Annotated in this window: 15 protein-coding genes, 1 tRNA gene and 1 other RNA gene; 5 read left to right on the top strand and 12 right to left on the bottom strand. The window is 43.2% G+C overall.

Translation table 11 applies throughout. The annotated features are described in order from the left end of the window. Window positions 1-90: 90 nt before the first annotated feature. The 11 genes from AK822_RS02215 to coaD all read right to left on the bottom strand — a co-directional run bounded on the left by AK822_RS02215 (window position 91) and on the right by coaD (window position 10,953). Window positions 91-2,673 (bottom strand): capsular polysaccharide biosynthesis protein, encoded by a 2,583-nt coding sequence (locus tag AK822_RS02215; RefSeq protein ID WP_060490418.1) that lies wholly within the window; start codon window positions 2,671-2,673, stop codon window positions 91-93. Window positions 2,674-2,753: 80 nt separating this feature from the next. Beyond that, a complete protein-coding gene (locus tag AK822_RS02210) occupies window positions 2,754-4,535 on the bottom strand; it encodes a polysaccharide biosynthesis/export family protein (RefSeq protein ID WP_060490417.1) in 1,782 nt (593 codons plus the stop codon). Between the two features lie 55 nt (window positions 4,536-4,590). Continuing rightward, entirely contained in the window at window positions 4,591-5,697 is a 1,107-nt protein-coding gene (locus AK822_RS02205; protein ID WP_228139049.1) for a KpsE/RkpR family capsule polysaccharide export protein, read from the bottom strand. Continuing rightward, entirely contained in the window at window positions 5,675-6,346 is a 672-nt protein-coding gene (locus AK822_RS02200; RefSeq protein ID WP_060490415.1) for an ABC transporter ATP-binding protein, read from the bottom strand. The genes AK822_RS02205 and AK822_RS02200 overlap by 23 nt, the downstream gene beginning before the upstream one ends. A 14-nt stretch (window positions 6,347-6,360) precedes the next feature. Beyond that, window positions 6,361-7,173, bottom strand: a complete 813-nt coding sequence (locus AK822_RS02195) for an ABC transporter permease (protein WP_060490414.1) — start codon at window positions 7,171-7,173, stop codon at window positions 6,361-6,363. A 238-nt stretch (window positions 7,174-7,411) separates the two neighbouring features. Beyond that, window positions 7,412-7,488: transfer RNA gene (locus tag AK822_RS02190), tRNA-Met, on the bottom strand. 119 nt (window positions 7,489-7,607) lie between these two features. After that, window positions 7,608-7,990, bottom strand: an RNA gene (rnpB, locus tag AK822_RS02185) — RNase P RNA component class A. Between the two features lie 66 nt (window positions 7,991-8,056). Continuing rightward, entirely contained in the window at window positions 8,057-8,776 is a 720-nt protein-coding gene (bioD, locus tag AK822_RS02180; RefSeq protein ID WP_060490413.1) for a dethiobiotin synthase, read from the bottom strand. Beyond that, window positions 8,773-10,080: an adenosylmethionine--8-amino-7-oxononanoate transaminase gene (gene bioA / locus AK822_RS02175; protein ID WP_372887866.1), complete on the bottom strand. Its 1,308-nt coding sequence runs from the start codon at window positions 10,078-10,080 to the stop codon at window positions 8,773-8,775. The genes bioD and bioA overlap by 4 nt, the downstream gene beginning before the upstream one ends. A 3-nt stretch (window positions 10,081-10,083) precedes the next feature. After that, window positions 10,084-10,332 (bottom strand): YfhL family 4Fe-4S dicluster ferredoxin, encoded by a 249-nt coding sequence (locus tag AK822_RS02170; protein ID WP_060490412.1) that lies wholly within the window; start codon window positions 10,330-10,332, stop codon window positions 10,084-10,086. 102 nt (window positions 10,333-10,434) lie between these two features. Further along, a complete protein-coding gene (gene coaD, locus AK822_RS02165; protein WP_060490411.1) occupies window positions 10,435-10,953 on the bottom strand; it encodes a pantetheine-phosphate adenylyltransferase in 519 nt (172 codons plus the stop codon). A gap of 359 nt (window positions 10,954-11,312) precedes the next feature. Here coaD and smpB point away from each other — a divergent pair, with 359 nt between their 5' ends. Further along, window positions 11,313-11,789: an SsrA-binding protein SmpB gene (gene smpB, locus AK822_RS02160; RefSeq protein ID WP_011512728.1), complete on the top strand. Its 477-nt coding sequence runs from the start codon at window positions 11,313-11,315 to the stop codon at window positions 11,787-11,789. A 134-nt stretch (window positions 11,790-11,923) separates the two neighbouring features. Here smpB and rarD read toward each other — a convergent pair whose 3' ends face one another. Next, a complete protein-coding gene (gene rarD, locus AK822_RS02155; RefSeq protein WP_060490410.1) occupies window positions 11,924-12,916 on the bottom strand; it encodes an EamA family transporter RarD in 993 nt (330 codons plus the stop codon). 261 nt (window positions 12,917-13,177) lie between these two features. On the opposite strand from rarD, the gene AK822_RS02150 reads away from it, so the two are divergent. The 4 genes from AK822_RS02150 to AK822_RS02135 all read left to right on the top strand — a co-directional run bounded on the left by AK822_RS02150 (window position 13,178) and on the right by AK822_RS02135 (window position 17,982). Then, window positions 13,178-13,645 (top strand): Lrp/AsnC family transcriptional regulator, encoded by a 468-nt coding sequence (locus AK822_RS02150; protein ID WP_045453648.1) that lies wholly within the window; start codon window positions 13,178-13,180, stop codon window positions 13,643-13,645. Between the two features lie 142 nt (window positions 13,646-13,787). Further along, complete coding sequence (locus AK822_RS02145; RefSeq protein ID WP_087945534.1) at window positions 13,788-14,543, top strand: YidX family protein; 756 nt, start codon at window positions 13,788-13,790, stop codon at window positions 14,541-14,543. 230 nt (window positions 14,544-14,773) lie between these two features. Further along, window positions 14,774-17,233 (top strand): YgiQ family radical SAM protein, encoded by a 2,460-nt coding sequence (locus AK822_RS02140; RefSeq protein WP_060490409.1) that lies wholly within the window; start codon window positions 14,774-14,776, stop codon window positions 17,231-17,233. Window positions 17,234-17,568: 335 nt separating this feature from the next. After that, window positions 17,569-17,982: a hypothetical protein gene (locus AK822_RS02135; protein WP_045443583.1), complete on the top strand. Its 414-nt coding sequence runs from the start codon at window positions 17,569-17,571 to the stop codon at window positions 17,980-17,982. The last annotated feature ends 170 nt before the right edge of the window (window positions 17,983-18,152 follow it).

The raw sequence follows: 18,152 nt of genomic DNA, 5'->3' as shown, positions 1-18,152 counted from the left end.
AAGCCGTGTAAATACACACTAATCATCACTGATTATACCGAAAAAGCCCCTACTTGTCGCAATGGATTTGCGTCACAAGTTTAGAATAAACTAACGAGATAATTTACGCAGGCGCTGCTGCCATTGATGACGCTGCTGCATAAAACGAGTCGTCGCTTGGCGTTTAAAGTTTGCAGATAGCGTGGATAAAACTGAAGTCGCATGGTTAATCGAGCTATTTATAGGGCTAGATATTTGCGCTTGAGACGCTGTATTATGAATATCTTTAAGCAAAGGAGCGCTTTTAGGAGGGTATAAATAGTCAATCACTTGCTCTACTTGTGCAAGCCCATAGCCATTAGGCAAACGATATAAGGGATAGCGAATAAGCGCACAATATAATAATTGCTCAAGCGTTAATGCAGTGTCGCGTTTTCGTCTCTCTAAATAGTCAGCTTTCGGTGATAACTGGGCATCAATATCTGCCGTTAACCCCCAACCAGCATAAAACGGTAAGCCGTAGCAAGTAACGTCTAAACCACGCAGCAACGCCTCAAAGCCAGTCAATGAGCTAATCGTATGTACTTCATCGACACATTCTAAGCAATCAGGCATCGCGGTATCATAGGCGACGGCACTGACCTGTTGTAAAAACTCTGCGCTCACCTTACCAGTCCTTAGCCCTGCTTCAACGTCAGGATGCGGCTTATAAATAAGATAAGCCTCAGGATTGTCTTGGCATACACGCTCAATCAAGCCGCTGTTGGTTTTGATCGTTGAGCCGCAGTACTGCACCGATAAATCATCTTCGACTTGACCGATGATAAGCAGACGGCGCTTGCCAGATACCCTAGCATCATGCATCCATGAAGTATGCTGGTTATTGGCACTGGCGACATCAACTCCAACATTGTATTTACTCACCCGCTGATTCAGCAATTTATCTTGCAGCTGTTTTACACGGACACTTTGCTGTGGGTTCAATGCCTGACAATGGCGTAGCAACGTCTCTAAATCTGAAGGCTGGGTCGCATCATAATAAATGCCTTGCTTATCTATAACGACCGACAACGGTGCTAACAACGTCGCGCCTAAACCATTTGAGCGGATAAATCCATCTTCCATACAGTATATAGACGGTATGGAAAAATGCGGCTGTTTCTCAAGCTTACGCTGTAATTTATTTTGTAATTGTTGCCGCTTAGCCAAACCCCACACTAATAGAGGCTGCTGATAATCAACACGAAAATGATCAGGATGCAGTAGATTCTTGAGACGTGGCTTGGGTTTGATAAATAATGTCGTACGCGGTAGATTCGTAAAAGCTTTTACAAATGGTAATTTCCAGCGACTAAATTCATATATCGTGAGATCCCCTTCAAGATGCGCTTGCCAATACCGATTAGTCACTAGCCATTCTATCGCTGTATCAATATCACAGGCTTGCTTGGTGGCCGGATCTACATAACGACTATAATCTATATAGGCGCTATAAAATAACGTTTCTAACGTCGCAGATGTTTTTTTAGCAAATGATGTAGGAAACAACGCAGGATTTGAATGTCCCTGAGCCTCTAGCTGTTTGCTGACAAGTTTTCGACGACGTTTTTCGACCGCTTTAAGCAGCTTTTTGGGTGCGCCGCTGTCATCAGTTAGACCCCAGCCACTATACCAGTTGACCCCGAAGCAATGTACTGTTTTACCTAACATCAACGCTTCAAAGCCCATATGGGAGCTGACCGTATAAACATGGTCAACTTGCTCTAATAGCTGGATAGGATTGAGTGCTTGAGTTAATAGCCGAACCTGTTTAGGTAGTTTTAAACGGGTCAGGTATCCTGATTTTGACGCAGGATGTGTCTTTATCCAAATATGGGCATGAGGATGATTACGACACGCAGATTTTAACATCTTCTTAAACTGACGTTTATCCGCGCCCGCACCGGTGATAGAAGCATCACCAACCACTTGGTCAATCAATAAAACATGCGATTTCAAGGAATCTGCCGTTGTGTTAACGCCGTCTTGATTCATCAATTCATTCAAGGACGGACAATCGATCACTGCGTTATATTTACTGAGCTGCTCATTACAAATACATGCCATCAATTGCCGCGCACGCGCGTCATCTATTTCGTAATTATTAGGCGTAGTAGCGTTTTTAGTACGCTCAATAATCAGCCGCTCAAGGCGTGAGTCATGCGTCGTATCAAAATAAATACCAAGGTCATCAACGACGACACTCAGGCCATGACGGCTACTAATACCAGAATCTAATGAACGCAAAAAGCCATCTTCGACACTTAATGTCTCAAGCTTTTGCCGCTTAGCCACTTTATTAGCTCGTTGATAGCTTTTTTTACGACCCCAACCGATAAAGGCATTGGGTTGCTGAAAAGAGAAAGAGGAATTGGACAGATGAGTTATCTGATTTTTTACAACATTAGGTAATGGTAATGCAGACAGTAAGCGCGTTTTACCTGCATTGATGCGTTGCGGTATACCTGACCACGGATACCAGCGCTGAATATCTGCTTGCAATACCTGAGACAACAGTACATTGTTTTGACGCATGCCCTTACCAATGACCGCCAAATGCTGTGGCAATTGGTATTGGGATGATGGCAAAAGCAGGGCATTATCAGAGTGAGAGGTCACTGCCACATTGACATCATCTGCCGCGCTTTTTGCCATTTCTAACACCCTTATTCATTACTTTTACATCTATCTATGCAGATGACTTGTTCTCTTGTTATACAACTTTTCAATAATGGTTATAAATCGAGAACCACTTTAGCAGCGATGGCTAATTGATAAACAATTTGCGATAAGCCACGAGCAATTTCTACGCGCTTGGTTTTGACTTTTGGTAATACCATAATCTCATCGCCTTGCTGGATACGGTAAGCGGTATTGACCACCTCACTGGCGCCATTTTGATGGATAATCAAGATTTCTTTAACATCAGCATTGTCAGAGAAACCGCCTGAATTGGCAACATAATCACCAACGGTATAATCTGGGTTGAAGGTCAGCGCGCCTTGTGCTCGTACTTGACCATTAACGGTAATGACAGACGTTTGCGCAGGTATCTCAATGATATCACCTTGCTGCAGAATAATATCCTGCCACGAATTCGGGACGACAACAATTTGACCCGTCGTTTTAACATTACGTGCTTTGGCAACAAACTGCTTAACCAACGCTGCATCGTCTTGACGCAGTGCTGCTTCTTCACGAGTGGTCGACTGCGTGGCAAGCGTCAGCTCTTCTAGACGATCGAGCGACTCATTAATCATGCGTTTTTGTTGCTCAGCAACAGACTCACGATAAATGGTCAAATGCGTCAGTTTAGCGAGTGGGCTTGGCTGTAGCTGTGGCACGATGTCCTTTAAGCGAGCGCCATATGGCACAACCATGGCACCATTACCCGTATGTGCACCTTTTACTTGCACCGCGATTGTGCCCGCATAACGATCGGAGGTAACTACCATCTGATCACCATTATAAACAGGCACGTTTTGAGCTTCTGCCAACGAGTAATACTCTGCCGTCTGCGCACGTCCTGCACTACGAGTAATACTAACGTTGGTCGCATTCGCTGCGGGATTGGCCACTTGCAATACATCACCAATGGTCAGATCGTTCACATCAAATTCAAAGGTATATTCGTTTTGAACTTGACCGCCTACTTCAAAGGTTTTTTTCTGCGGCGCGACCGTAATCACATCGCCGTCACGAAAAGAGAATGCTTGTAATTTACCCGCTAGTAAAAAATCATACAGGTTGACTTGCTGTAGCATTTGCCCATTACGTTTGATTTGAATATCAATATAACTACCACGTGTTGGGTCAACGCCGCCTGCTCTATCCAAATAAGACAATACAGAGTCTGCTGCTAAACCGCCGTAATAGCCTGGTTGCTTGACGAAACCTGTTACGAACACCTTCACTGGCTGTGCTTGCTCTAATGAGGCATAAACGCCAACGTTCGAGCGATAAATACGACTGACAGCACTTTTTACCACATTTTGCAGACTGCCATTTTGCACACCTGAGACACGTACTGGACCGATATTTGGTAAGAAAATATTGCCTTGTGGGTCGACGGTCATGGTAGCCGCATATTGATAAGCGCCCCACATCCGTACTTGGACGTTATCACCCGGGTTGATCACGTAACTGTCATTAAAGGTAGAGCCAGAGGTAGTCGAAAATGCTCCACGGAAGAGCTGCTCACCAAACATCATGTCTTGCGTATTGATGTCTTGATAGGGGCGCGTGGTATTGATGACTGACTGACTTGGCAAGCTTGAGGCATTAACCGCTTCTTGCGCGGTCGCCTGTCCTGATACACCACCTGCAAATGCCTGTGTTGAGACATTGATGTTATTGCTGTTTTGGTCTTGACTCATGCTGTTATTACTGGTGCCAAAGCTAGATCCTGAAATTTGATCAGCATAACTGCCTGCTGCTAGTGCTGATACACTGCTGGCTGCCATGGCCAAACTTAACACTTTTATCACGGTCACAAGAGGACGTGGTTTCATATTCATGAGTGGTATTCCTTTGCTGATCTATCGATCATTACTGATATCTGGTGTGTTAAAACTAGCTACGATGATCACGAACAACTGCCATCACTAGGCGCACAAATCCATAAAGCATCAAAAGTAATGCTAGCGACGTCCAAATAATATAGGCGCGGCGTGGATAAGTTGCTTCTTCAGCCTGATATGGTGTTGAGATAACAATCAAATTCTTCATCTTTTTAAAAGCTTCTAAACGTGACTTTTCAAGCGAAGATAAAGAAAGCTTATACAGCTCAGTGGCGAAATCGACATCAGCTTTGATGGTTTCAAACTGTACTGCTTGTCGATTTAGCTTAGTAGTATTTGGCGAGGTCAGTTTGGTTTGCTCTTGAAGAATTTGCTCTTCGACTGCTTTGATCTGGCTTCTTAGTGACACTACTTGCGGTGCGTCTGGGTTCAGATAGCTGAGTAACTGACGCTCTTCGGTACGTAATGAACTTAATTGCGCTTGCAAACTACCAATCACCTGATTCACAATTTGAGCATTGGATTGTGGATCGTAAATCTCATTTTCGTTCTGATAGTTTAACAATTTCTCTTTGGCATCATTCAAGCGATCTTGTGATTCATCCAATTGCGTCTCTGCAAATAACAACTGATCACGAGCCACCTCTTGTGAAATACGGTTGACGAACTGCTCAGACTCATTGAGGATCGTTTTATTCAGCTCAAAAGCATACTTTGGATCAAAGGCTTCTGTCGATACTGACAGCACATAGCTTTGCTCGTCCAGATCGATGTGTACACGCTTTTTGAAGTACTCAAGTAATTCTTCTTGTGTGGCATCAGGCTCAATCTCATTGAGTGGATCTGAGCCATCAACATGATACGCTTCGCGGAACTTGAACTTATTATCAAGGCGCTTCACCATATCATTGGATAGAATATACTCGGTCAGATAAGTCGCATCTTCTTTACTGGTACTGTTCACACCCAGCAAGGCCGACAGTCCACCGCCAGAAGGCACACTGGTATCACTGACTTGTTTGACCACCACGTCAGCCGTCGAAATAAACCGCGGATGAGCAATGGTCATGACATAAAATATCACCAACGCCCAAGGGAGGACCACCAAGCCAATAAACAGCGAGAAGTCAATTATCTTATTTTTTCGCTTTGTGGACATGCTCTTCATATACCTCAATCGCTTCTGTTGTGTCTTCAAAGACGTGTGCTGTTTGATCCATTAGCACAATACCAATATCACAATTACGCTTAATATCACCGATGTTATGCGATACGATCAAAAACCCTGCTTGTTCACGGCGCGCGGCCAATATCTCTTCACTACGCTTACGAAAAGCCGCATCACCCACAGCGCCTGCTTCATCAAGCATATAATAATCAAAATCGAAAGCTAAACTTAAGCCAAACGTTAAGCGTGCTTTCATCCCTGATGAATAACTTTTTACCGGCATATCGAAATAGTTTCCGATATCTGCGAACTCTTCCACAAAACGAATTTTTTCGTCAATATAGGGACCGCTTGAATAAAGACGGCAAACAAAGCGGACGTTTTGACGACCCGTCAAACTACCCTGAAAACCGCCGGCTACCCCTACTGGCCAAGAAATCGTCGAGTCGGTAATAATCTCTCCGTGATCAGGCTTATCTAGTCCGCAAATAATACGCAGCAAAGTCGATTTACCCGCCCCGTTACGACCGAGTAAACCCACACTTTTTTTATCACCAATGGTCAGATTCAAATCTTTAAAGAGATAATGCCGACCCTGCTTGGTCATAAAGGACTTAGAAACATTTCTAATTTCAATCATTCACTTACCTGTCGTTATTTAGAACGTATTAAGTCTCTTTCTACTGCTTTATACATTAATAAACCTAAGAAATTTACTGCAACCATCCACTTTAAAAAGTAGCCTATATCAATATGATATGCAGGGTAAGTGGGAGATAGTGCATTTCTCATTAGCTCTATATTATGGACATATGGAATATATAATAAATAACTTAGATATGGCTCAGGAATAATATGAATAGAATACATAATCCCAGATATAAAATATAAAATAGTAAAAATCAAACCTATAATTTTGCTGATTTCACCACCATAATAGCCAACCACCATCATTATCATCGCTAGACCAAAACCAAATAAGAATAAGGTTAACCAACAAAACAATACTACATTCAAATGTGCAAGGCTGATAGGAATACCAATAAATGCAAGTATGACTAACAACAGTACAAAGGTAAAAAAATAAATCACTAACTCTAAAAATGAGCGGGCAATAATGACGTCAATGTGACGTACTGATCGATACATTAAAAGCCCTTGATTGGCCTCAACTGCTCCTAACGATCGTGTTGCTATGGTACTCATCATACGAAAAGGCACTAGGCCTGCCACCAGAAATAACATGTAATCCATCCCTGGCAGTACACGGGTCATAATAGCGCCAAATATTATTAAGTAAATAGCAACTTGGAACAGTATCTCTAATGGCGCCCACAGATAGCCCAAGCGATAACCACCAAAGCGGGTTTGCAGCTCACGCATCAGCAAGGCATGAAATGCAGCACCCATGACTTTTAAACCACTGCGATGCTTAATAGGACGATAAGGAGGTAGTTGTACAGACATGGCGTTACAGGACTTTACCGAAAACAGCCCCTATGATAAGTAAGCGGGACATAAGTTACAACAATTAATCTGTACCTAAACAGATAAAGCTATGATTTAGCAAGAAATCAGTAGGTAATTATTATGTTTTATGGTGCCCATTGAGCCATTCACCATATTCTTAAATAATTTATTTCAGGCAAAAAAAAACCAATCAAATAATGATTGGCATTTTTAATATTACAGGTATTGCTAAAAATGGTGGCGATGAAGAGACTTGAACTCTTGACCTCACGATTATGAGTCATGCGCTCTAACCAGCTGAGCTACATCGCCATTTTAGGATGCACATTTTACCCAAGCTGTTGACTCTCGTCAACCCCTATAAGGGCATTTTTTGCAGAAAATATGAAATTTATTCAAATTAGCTGCATTTTTATCACGAACAATAAAAAAGGTTTGGTAAACCGATAAGCCGGGTTCTGTCGTGGACAATCATTCCTCTAGGCGTACAATCGCTCGTACGCTCAAGCAACCTACCCGCATCGAACGCGGGCCGCGCCATGCCGATGCCTATTTGGTCTTGCTACGCGTGGAGTTTACCATGCCGTGAACTGTTGCCAGCCACGCGGTGCGCTCTTACCGCACCCTTTCACCCTTACCGATGACATGAACATCTTGCGATACTCATATAAGCCAAAGGCGGTCTACTCTCTGCTGCACTGGTCGTCAAGTTACCCTGCCCAGCCGTTAGCTGGCACGCTGCCCTATGTAGCCCGGACTTTCCTCCCCTGCATGTCTGTTGCCAGTGTGCAGCGGCGATTGCCTAGTCTACCAAGCGCGCTAGTATAGCAAAATTAATGAGGCTTTCGGAAAGTTTTTTTGTCTTATTTTTAGCACTGATTTATACAAAGTTTTTAGGGAGTATAAAATCCATATTGCCACTGCCATCATGCTCTTGTACAGATAAGGCTAACCAATGCACAATTGGATAATGCTGTGCTAGATAGTTTTGTAGAAAATCAATTGTGCTATTTGCAATCTCAACATCCGTCTGAGCAGCATCGTCATGGATATGATTATAAATGATGCTATGTACCGATAACCCACGTGCTTTTATTGCCTCTAAACTCAGTAATGTGTGGTTGATACTGCCCAAACGACCAGAAGTGACCAAAACAATCGGATAGCCTTGAGCTGCAATATAATCTAAGGTTAATAATTGCTCAGTTATTGGCACGAGCAATCCACCAGCACCTTCTAGTAATACCAAGTCATACTCAGCTTGCAATCGTTTGGTAGCACTAGTGATCAGTTCAGGATCTAGCACTTCCCCTGATAACCGAGTCGCTAAGTGCGGTGATGCGGGTTTTTCATAACGATATGGACAAGTGGAGCTATCAATATCACATGGCTGTAGTGGAATACCCATCAGCTGACGATGAGTGACAATGTCGTCCGCAATATTCATCTCGCCACTATCTGAATTGACACTAACGCCCGTTTGCACCAGCTTTTGGGTAATGACATTGACACCTTGATGCATCAGCGCTTTGGCAAGCAGTCCCGTCGCATAAGTTTTGCCGATGTCGGTATCGATACCGGAAATAAAGAGAACGCTCATTCTTGACCTTTTTGCGTTAAATAAATACTGACTACTTCTAATAGCGATTGACATAAAGTCAAAAGCTCAGTATTCGTGATGATATAAGGCGGCATGATATAAACCAGTTTCCCAAAGGGTCTGACCCAAATACCGTTTTCAATCAGCAAGGTTTGAAAGGTCGGCATATCAACCGCTTCATTTAGCTCAATGACGGCAACTGCGCCCAGACAGCGTACTTCCTTAACACCGTCTAGCTTTGCTGCTACAGCAAGTTGTTGTTCCATTATTGTTTGGATATTTGCTGTACGCGCTTCAATATCATAGGAGAGTATTAAATCAATCGATGCACAGGCGACGGCACAAGCCAGCGGATTACCCATAAAGGTCGGGCCGTGCATCAGTGCCGGATAATCACTTTGGCTAATGGTATCGGCAATTTTGCGAGTGCATAAAGTCGCCGCAAAAGTCATATAACCGCCAGTCAGCGCTTTGCCAACGGTCATGATATCAGGGCTGATACTCGCATGCTCACAAGCGAATAATTTGCCACTACGCCCAAAACCAGTCGCGATTTCATCGGCAATTAGTACTACTTTGTATTTATCACACAATTTGCGAAGCAGCTGCAAATACTGAGGACTATAAAAGCGCATCCCACCTGCGCCTTGAATAATCGGCTCGATAATAAATCCAGCCAACTTATCGCTATTTTTATCAAAGAAATCCGTTAATTCATCATATTCAGACTGGCTAATATCACGTTCAAAGCCCAGTGGCGGAGCTGGCACAAAATGCTGCATCGGTAATTGCTTGCCATAGAGACTGTGCATGCCATTGATAGGGTCGCAGACACTCATGGCATGCCACGTGTCACCATAATAACCTGAATGGGTCGAGGCAAATTGGCACTTTTGCGGACGCTTAGCGGCAATTTGATACTGCAATGCCATCTTTAATGCCACTTCTACCGCGATACTGCCACTATCGGCATAAAATATGGCATCCAGTCCAGCAGGAACGATTGCGAGTAGCTTTTTACCCAAGTCTATCGCGGGTTGATGAGTTAAGCCGCCAAACATGACATGCGCCATTTTACCCAATTGTTCAATCATCGCTGCATTTAGTTTGGGATGATTATAGCCATGGACGCTCGCCCACCACGATGACATCCCATCAATCAAGCGCGTGCCGTCTTCAGTAACGATATAAATACCGTCAGCGTGATCAATCACAATATTATGATAAGTCGGCGGTAGACTAGCATACGGATGCCAGAGATGTTGTTGGTCAAAGTCGTTCGTTGAAGGGTCTGATATCATCATATTTTATTGACCAGTAATGCGTTTATATTTGGACAACAAATCGCTTTCGGTCTCGACATGCTTGGGATCATGAGGAATACAATCGACTGGGCAAATGACCACGCATTGCGGCTCGTCGAAGTGCCCGACACATTCGGTGCATAAATCAGGGTCAATCACATAAATATCATCGCCTTCTGAGATGGCTTCGTTTGGGCAGGCAGGCTCGCACACATCACAGTTGATGCATTCATCAGTAATTAATAACGCCATAGACTGCTCCTTATATTTTTCTTATAACACTTGTATCGTTGGCTTTGACGATTTCGATGCGTTTAAATATTCAACACATCTTAATTATCAGCAGGTATTTTGCTATTTAAGATTGAGTTTTTCAGCAAAAGCTTGTGACACACATGGTGGGACAAATTTAGTCACATCACCACCGAGTTTGGCGATTTCTCGAATCATCGTCGAGGAGATGAATGAGTAATTCTGCGATGGCGTCAAAAACACCGCTTCAAAGTTTTCATCAAGCTCACGGTTCATATTGGCCAGCTGAAATTCATATTCAAAATCTGACATCGCCCGCAGACCTCGTAAGACAGCAGTGGCATTTTTTTCACGCATAAAGTCAACGAGCAAACCTTCAAAACCCACGACCGATACTTGTGGTAAGTCAGCAAATACTGTTTCAACTAAGGCGACGCGCTCCTCAAAGTTAAATAAAGGCTTTTTATGATGTCCTGAGGCAACCGCAATAACAACCTCATCAAACAGTTTGGTGGCGCGTGTGACCAAGTCCACATGACCATTGGTAATAGGATCAAAGGTACCAGGATATAAAATTCTAGTGTGCAGCTTTGAGGAGTTAGCAGAAGTAGAGTGGCTCATAGCGTGGCTAATAGGGTCAGTAATAGTAGGCTATATGCTAGCAAATTTTGCTCAAACTTAATACTTATCGTCGATGCATTTGTAAATAGTTACCGCGGTTAATCTCACTTAATGTACTCAGTCTTCTGTTTGCGCTCGATTGCTGTGTATCCACCTTAAATGACTCCGACTATATTGGCTACATTTGTCCTAATAGCCGGCTTACATTTTTATTAGAGGCTTTGCTACAATAGGCGGTTCGACTCATCCATTTTATAAACCAAATAAAAGACAATACCATTTATTGAGTTAGGATGAGGAATCAGTAGGACTAGTCAGATAAGGACTTTGTATTTGTAGGCAGTCCTTATGGAGAAATTATGTCAAAAAAATCAAAAAAACCAGAGAATCAAATTTGTGCCAATAAAAAAGCTCGACACGAGTATTTTATTGAAGAAACGTTTGAAGCAGGATTGTCGTTACAAGGTTGGGAAGTCAAGGCCATTCGCGCGGGCAAAATGACCATTACCGAAGCCTATATTATCTTCCGTAATAATGAGGCATTCTTATTTGGCGCGCATATTCAGCCGCTGCTATCCAGCTCGACGCATGTCAGTCCTGATAGTATCCGTACCCGTAAACTGCTGCTCAATCGCCGCGAAATCGAAAAGTTAATGGGTGCAGTCAACCAAAAAGGCTATGCCTGCGTGCCATTATCCTGCTATTGGAAAAACTCGTTGGTGAAATGTCAAATTGGCTTGGCACTGGGTAAAAAACAGCATGACAAACGTAAAACGCTTAAAGACCGTGATTGGGAACGTGATAAGCAGCGTGGTTTTAAGAAGGATTTAGATTAAAGCCATCTTTCAACAGATTGGTGTTAATCTTAAAAAAACGGACGATTCAACTTTATGCTGAATCGTCCGTTTTTATTTGTCCAATCTATTTTACTTATCAACCCTCAAACAACTGGCGCAATCTTTGTCGTTTTTTATTGTTGATGAGCGCTACGTAATTGGCGCACTCCATGCGCAATTAAGCAAGCAATTCCTAGCCAAATTAAACCGTAGCTATAAATCATCGCTGACTCAAAAGGATTGCCCAAAACGGTAATTGCTAAGATAAACAATAGCGCTGGCTCTATATAGCTCATCATACCGTAGACGTTGACGGGTAGCATTTGACTGGCATCGACGTTGGTTTTCATTGCCAGCACACTAAGCACGCCTAAACCTGCCAGCATCATAATAAAAAAGCCAGAACCGCCAACCAACCCTAAACTGCTTGGTGCAAATAACAATAAATAGGCTACAGCAAAAGGTACAAAGATGGTTAAATCAACCAATAACCCAGTCACCGCGCCAATCCCTTGCATGCGGCGTAAAATATAATACAGCGGATACGTGCCGCAGACCCAAAGCGTTGCCCAAGAGACACTTTGCGTACGAATGATTTCACTGCACACACCCACTGCTGCAAAAGCCACCGCTAGCCATTGTAAACGGCTTAATTTTTCGCCAAATAGTACGCAACCAAACACCACCATCATAAGCGGAAATAAAAAATAGCCCATTGCGGTTTGTACACCTTGCCCATTCACGGGTGCCCACATAAATAACCAAAACTGGCTTAAGAATATCGGTGTGGGCAATAGCAACCACGCCCACTGCTTAACTGTGCCTAATGCTTTGAGTTTATCGATGTGAAAACCTAAGCGCCCACTGATCAGCAAATATCCCACCAATGCCGCCCACATTGCCAGCATCCGCCAGATAAAGACTTGCGTACCTGATAGCGGCGCTAAAAAGCTGCTGTAAGCATAAAGTACGCCAAATAATAAATTCGACAAGATTGCTAGTATGATGCCCAATATTAATGTGCGTTGCTGGACGCTACCCGCCGTCCAAATCGCTGGCAATGGCAAGCGCGAGACAGTCGTTGCGAGCGTATTAGCGAAGACAGTAGTAAGCATTGAAGTAGACATAAAAGCACCGTAAGTTTAAATAGACATTAGAAAACCAGTTATTAGCTTTTATTTGTTATGGCTAAGTTTTGATTGTTAGACCTCGATTAATAGCACCTATTTTACTGAGTGTCGTTGATATATTATTGCTATAAAAATCTATTTATGAATAAATTTATCTTTTATAACCTTTAAAAATAAATATTTTCTTAAATTTTGACTTATAGTGATAATAATTATAAAAACCCAGTTAATGAAATGCTTTTCAAAAGAGAGAACACCATGAGCCAAGTTTTAGATGATATCGATAAAGCGATTTTAAATTTATTACAAGACGATGCGACCTTGCCATTAAAAACCGTGGCAGAACAAGTGCATGTGTCTATCGCTACTGCTCAGCGCCGTATCCAAGCATTAATCAGCAACGGCGTCATTACCAAGCAAGTTGCTATCGTTGACCCAAATAAGGTTGGTTACGGACTCACTGCTGTGGTAATGATAGAGATGGCGCGCTCAAATACCTCGATGCAACATCGGTTTGAGCGCTTGATGAATACACAGCCACAGGTGATGAGCTGTTATGAGGTATCCGGTGATGCGGATTTTATGTTGATGGTCAATGCCAAAAATATGAGTGATTACCATCGATTCACGACTGGTTTGCTCACCTATGAGAATAATGTGCGCAACTTTAAAAGCCAATTTGTGATGAACTTTACTAAAAGTGGCACAAAGATTTTGCTCGATTAATTTGATTGTGAAAACTGCTTGGCTGTTTAATTAAAAGTAGATAAGTCGCGGTCAAACAAGGTACGATATCAACGAAAGTTTGGCAGTAAATAATAGATGCCGCACCAGTAGTCCATCACCTAGTAGACAAGGAAGCCTTACCATGACTAAAAACATCCGTACCATTAGAAAAGAAGAAAGTAATAATCCAGTACTAAAAGGATTAAGCTTCAAAATAGTGATATCAGTTGCGTCCCTTTCGGCATTGCTCGCCAGCTCAGGCTGTGCAACCAGTTCATTATTAGACAGTGACAATCGAATCAGCACAACGACAACTAAAAGTGTGTTGTCAGAAGATCAAATCGTGGCTTTTGGTCGTCCTGCACAAGCATTGCCAAAAATGCCAAATGCGACCATGGTAATCGTCGGTGAAAAAAACAGCTATGTGCTGACCCAAGGTGGGACAGAGATGGTGGGTTTATTAACCAACTTAACGCCAAAAAATATCCAAGTCGATAACGAGATGAACTTTTATGTGCCCAATAACGATGGGTATTTTCAGGGTGAGATGAAGCTGTCTTATGCCAAACTAAAAGATGAATTTAAACGTTCTGACTATCAGTTCTTTTTGCAAAACAACGGCAAAGAATGTACCTCAGCCAGTGACCAACGTATCAATGCTCAGCGTTTTTGCTTTAGCGTTCCTGTCAAAGGCGCTATTTATCCGCAAGTGAGTAATCTCAGCTTAATCCAATCCAATTATCGCCCTTTAACTAAGCCTTATACGGTGAGCTTTTATACCCAAAGTCAGCAAAATCAAGTGTCTCGTAGTGGCGCAAATACGGCTCAAAAGCTGGTCTTACTGCCCTTTGCCTTAGCTTTTGACGTAGTTACTTTCCCATTTCAATTATTAGAGTAGTAAATCCTTACTAGAAATAATGATTTAGAACAAAAAGATTATTAGTTCCTAGAAGCCTTTTTATTCACAGATTACTTAAACTATCAATAACTTATCGTCAATCCTTTGTCATCGTTTATGACATCATGAAGACAATTCATGTTAAAATGAGCACTTTTAAATTAGCCGTTAATATTTTTAATGAATAACGGCTTTTTTTAGTGCCATTTTTCTAATTAACAGGTCCGCTCATGTCTGCCGATACCATCGCCCGCACCGCCTTTAAACAAGGCACCAAACCACTTTACGACTACGACAAACATTGGGCAAGCTGCTACGAGCCAGCGCCTTATTTGCCAATGAGCCGCAAAGAGATGGACGATTTGGGCTGGGATGCCTGTGATGTCATTATCATTTCAGGCGATGCCTATGTCGATCACCCAAGCTTTGGTATGGCGATTATCGGTCGTCTACTAGAGTCACAAGGCTTTCGCGTGGGTATCATTGCTCAGCCAGATTGGAAGAGCAAAGACGCGTTTATGGAATTGGGCAAACCTGTCTATGCTTACGGCGTGACCGCAGGCAACATGGACAGCATGATCAACCGCTATACCGCCGATCGCAAGATTCGTAGCGATGATGCGTACTCGCCGGGCAACGTGGCAAATAAGCGCCCTGATCGCGCCGCTATCGTCTATAGCCAGCGCTGCCGCGAAGCATATCCTGACGTGCCAATCATCTTGGGTGGTATCGAAGGCAGCCTACGCCGTATCGCGCATTATGATTACTGGTCGGATAAAGTCCGCCGCAGTATTTTGATGGATGCCCGTGCCGATGTCTTATTGTACGGTAATGCTGAGCGCGCCATCGTCGATGTGGTACATGGTCTGTCTAAAGGCTATAGCTTTGAGCAGATGAGCAAATTGCGCGGTACCTCATATCTATTGACGCCAACGCGCCGCCATTGGCAAGACGATATGACTGAAGTTGCTAGTAATGACGTCGATACCGTGGGCCGTGTTGACCCGATTATCAATCCGTATGTGATGACCGAAGACGTGGATCAATGCTCAATCGAGCAAGACAAACCCAGCGATTCACCAGTTGGGCAAGCGCTCTCAGGAATGGCTTCACAGTATCCGGGCTTTGTGTCTGAACCAGTTACCAATAAAATTCTAAATGCTGAGCAAGTTGACGAAGAAACGCAAGTGGTGCAAATGCGTGGTTTTGACAAGCCAATGACGGCGCGTAAACATAAAATAAAAATGCCACCACGTGAAAAGACGGTCATTCGTCTGCCTGATTATGAGCATGTCAAATCTGACCCTGTGCTCTATGCTCATGCCAGCCGTATCTTACATCTTGAGACCAATCCGGGTAATGCCCGTGCCCTCGTGCAACGTCATAGTAGCGGCGCTGGTAACTCACACACCTCCATCGATGTCTGGCTCAATCCACCACCTATTCCGCTCTCGACCGAAGAGATGGATTACGTATTTGACTTGCCGTACGCACGTTTGCCGCATCCAAGCTATGGCGATGCACGCATCCCTGCTTATGACATGATTAAATTTTCTGTCAATATCATGCGCGGCTGTTTTGGTGGTTGTACTTTCTGCTCAATCACTGAGCACGAAGGACGCATTATCCAAAACCGCTCGGAAGAATCTATCCTACGAGAAGTCGAAGCCATTCGTGATACCGCACCTAACTACACTGGCGTTATCTCTGACCTTGGCGGGCCAACAGCCAATATGTATCGTCTGAGCTGTAAAGACGAGACCATTGAAAAGAATTGCCGTAAGCCGTCTTGCGTCTATCCTGACGTCTGCGAAAACTTGATTACCGATCATAGTAATTTAACCAAGCTGTATCGCAAAGCCCGTGATATCAAAGGTGTGAAAAAGATTCTTATCGCCTCTGGCTTGCGTTATGACTTAGCGGTGAAAGACCCAGAATACGTCAAAGAATTGGTCAGCCATCATGTCGGTGGTTATCTAAAAATTGCACCTGAGCATTCAGAAGAAAACGTCTTATCGAAAATGATGAAGCCGGGCATGGGCAGCTATGATAAATTCAAAGCCATGTTTGAGCAGTACAGCCAAGAAGCGGGCAAAGAGCAATATCTGATTCCTTACTTTATCGCCGCGCATCCGGGCACGAAAGACGAGGATATGATGAACCTTGCGCTATGGCTAAAAAGCCATGGCTACCGTGCTGACCAAGTGCAAGCGTTTTATCCTAGCCCGATGGCAACAGCAACCACCATGTATCATACGCATAAAGATCCACTGCATAAGATCAGCCGCGATGAAGGTGACATGGATATCGTCAAATCTGGTAAACAGCGTAAATTGCATAAAGCGTTCTTACGTTATCATGATCCAAAAAACTGGGTATTATTGCGTAAAGCTCTGCAAGATATGGGTCGTGGGGATTTGATTGGTAAAAACCGTGGCTGCTTAATCCCGCCGTTCAACGCCAGTTTAGAAGGGCGCGATGCGGCACAAGACAGCTATCAATCAGCGCGTAAAAAGAACAGCCGCCTCGGTAATGATTCGGTGAAGCGTAATAATAATTCGTCAACCAATGGCGCATCAGCTCAAGGCGCTGCGGGTCAAAACACGGTCAGTAAAAATACCAAAAAGCGCGTGAGCAAAGGCAATTTCCAAACCCAGCATACTGGTCTGCCACCGCGTAAAACCAAGTAGTTAAAGCCCTGTATCTCATTGCTAAATGCAGATGCTTAAATGAGTGACGAACACTTATTTAAGCTCATCAAAAAAGCGTCTATCGGTCAAAAGGTCGATAGACGCTTTTTCATTTCAATCGGTTTATTTTTAATAAATGCGTAATCAAAGCTTAAATACCGACCAAAACGCGCCAAATGATGCGTTACATTAGTCAGTGATTACGTAACTTAATGAACACGTAACAAACAATTTCTAACATTCTTCAAGCGCTGTTTTCGTTACCATATGCGCTATATGCTTAACGCATTGTTAAAAATAAATACATTAAGATTTTTATATCTTTGGAGAATGCCATGAACACCCTAACCAAATTTGCTGTTGCGCTACCTACCCTTGCCTTATTAAGTGCTTGTGCGACCACGGCTCCTACTACGCCAAATGCATCAAACACGCCTGCATCAGAAAGCGTCACCGATGCCGCTTATGATCGTATGGCACCAGCACCTTATACCTGTACTGACGACAGCACCATCATGGCTAAACAATCTATTAATAAAAAACAAGTGATGCTCAATGCAACCTTGCCTAAAGTAAAATGGGCTGAGCAACCAATCATCTTAAATGGTGATGTACAAGGTGATACTGCAAGCTACGTTAATGAGTCAAATCCAGAAGCTGTCTATGCATGGCACATGAAAGGCGACAAAGGTATTTTTGCCATCAAATGGGCAAACGGTAAAGAATATCAAGTAAACTGCCAAATCTAATGAGCTAACTATAAACAGTCTGCCAGTTGTAAAAAACCAGCGACATATACAAGACAGTCATCATAGGATGGCTGTTTTTTTTGCGTATTGATTGAACAATATTGCATTGAATATCTGTATAAAAACTGACATCAAAACCATAGATTTAGGTAAAGCGTTGATTAGAATGA

The organism is Psychrobacter sp. P11F6 (genome assembly GCF_001435295.1).
GTDB lineage: Bacteria > Pseudomonadota > Gammaproteobacteria > Pseudomonadales > Moraxellaceae > Psychrobacter.
Note: the sequence above shows the minus strand (reverse complement) of the source record. Positions and strands in the feature narration are given on the sequence as shown.